General features: G+C 31.1%; 2 pseudogenes. One reads left to right on the top strand and one right to left on the bottom strand.

The features are described 5' to 3' along the window. Positions 1 to 319: 319 nt before the first annotated feature. Positions 320 to 586, top strand: a pseudogene (locus tag ACFIO3_RS11745) (Arm DNA-binding domain-containing protein); the annotation flags it as partial. Between the two features lie 1,528 nt (positions 587 to 2,114). Here ACFIO3_RS11745 and ACFIO3_RS11740 read toward each other — a convergent pair. Next, positions 2,115 to 2,324: pseudogene (locus ACFIO3_RS11740) on the bottom strand (ABC transporter ATP-binding protein); the annotation flags it as partial.

Genomic DNA, 2,324 nt, shown 5'->3' with positions numbered 1-2,324 from the left:
TGAAGAGAACTATCTGAAATATTCGATTTATTCTCTAAAGGGACAAAATCTTCACGAAAGATAGTATGTTATTTTGCTGCTATATATTTATTTCAGAGAAATACCTTATCTTGTTTTCAAGCCCATGTGGTGCTGTTGCCTAAAGAATGTAGTGTGTGCAATATATTGATTTATAAAGATAATTTATCGTTATTCAACTTGAATTAGAACTATGCATATCATACGAATTTCTCTCGCGTTGAATCAATCAAAATCATTCGGCTTGCATGCTACAAGCTGGGAATCCTGTGTGGATAAAACTATTAAGAAATGACTAAAAATGCCTCTTATGAATCATCTCGAGAGCTAAGAGCTGTCGCAACATTAGGGGCTGGAAAATAGTGTAAATGGTGCCGGCTTGTTACTCCATAAGTGTAAAGATGGGGAGCTTAATGGATTTATCATTATACAATTCACGGATGTTATCGCGAAATGGGTTTGGGAAAGACTTTGAGAGAGGTTTCTTTAAAACAAGCAGGTGAATTTGCAACACAATGGCATTCTGTTTTTACGTGAAGGACATGATTCCATTAAAGAACGTGATAAATAAAAGCGTGAGGCAAGCGGAGAATTCATAAGATATTGATTTTATTGTCAAACGCATTTGAAGCAATACTTTTTAATAATAAAAATTACCTATTATTTTAGATTTTTGTTTATTGTATTTTTGAATGAGATCACTTTTCTTATAACAAATAGCCCTCCAAACAGAATACTCCAAAATATAACATTATTGTGTTGCAAGTTCACGTGCTTGTTTTAAAGAAAAATTTCTCAGTGTGCACTTGAGCCTATTTCATAAGGTTGCTTGTGAAATGGTATAAAATACCTCTTATGAATGGTATAAAATCCATACTACCGTTATTAATAAAGGTATAAGTATTTATTAAAGATATAAGCCGGCATTATTATCTATTTTTTAGCTTGTCATGTTGACGATAACCTTTGCACTTGAAAGCATAGAGGTATTTTTATTGCTGATCTTAAGAGTTTTTATAAACACGCTAATGTCTCTTATGGCGCACAACAAGTGCTTTGGATTGATTCATCCTCAATATAAAGAAGATTTGCAATAAGCAAATTACATCGTATTTTTTATTTGAGATGTAAAATAATAAATTATGATTATAAATAAGTGTTAAGATGTATGTTGACAGGTATTTTTGTAAAAATATTTATCAGAGTTATATGTCGTATTTTTCTATTTTAGCGATTAAAAGAAAGAGGAATGTCATTTTGCTTTTCATCTGTTTTTTTGCATATTGAATCATAGCCTTATATAAGCATTAACGTTGTGCATTTGTAAACTCTTCAAGCAGTTAAGGTATTAGAGGAATATCATTTTAGTTTCTAGATGTAGAAAAAACAGCAAAGCTTGCTTTAAAGCAAGCTACAACAGTAAAAAAAGTTTTATAAAATCCTCTCTTATTTTTCAATGTTTTTCTTACACGGAGTGTATCTATAATTTGCAGCACAATTTATAATTGTTAGCTTATTCTATTGTACTATAAAAGACCGACATTTGAGGTGAGGTGATATAAGATATGTAATTTTGACACAGTATTCTGAAAACACGTGGTAAATATTTTAGGGTAAGCCTTGTATAAGTGAATCACATAAGTTGTTATCAAGCGGAATGAACTCAATAAAAATCTAGATTGTTACAGATCAGATTGGGTAGAATCTTTGTCCTTTAAAATGTGTAGAGAAAAAAATTATCAGTGCAGGGATAAACACGGATAAAGGTTGTATTAATCCAGATTCCTCCTCCGTAACAATTTTTTCAAATCTTGATGCTCTCTTTTTCAGGGATTCACAACACTTATGAATGTTTCAACACTTATTTGAGGAAGGGAAGGGGTTTTTGAAGTTTCGTGGTTAAAGTCAATTGCATTCAACAAAATAGCGAGTAAAGGTTTCATTTAAATCCAAGAAGTTTATTTTCAATAAACCATAAATTCTTTGCCAATTCTTGATTGAAGTAATGCTTTTTCTTGATAACAAGTCTTTTTTTATAAATGAAGCATTACCTTCTATCCATTTTTTATTTCAAATCTTATTTAAGGATCTAGAAATTAGGGGGTATGTTTTTTGAACTGGATATTATGAAGTTTTTTATAAAACCCATGTTCTTTTGCGAGCAATTCTTTTTGAGTACCTTGTTCAATTAGTTGTCCATTTTGTATGACCACAATTTTATGAGCACGGGCAATTGTTGAAAGGCGATGAGCAATGATAATCGTTGTGCGTCCTTTGGTAAGGTGATGAATAGCTTCATTAATTTG

The organism is Bartonella sp. AD328YNZD, assembly GCF_042196425.1.
This window is presented reverse-complemented; position numbering and strand designations above follow the sequence as displayed.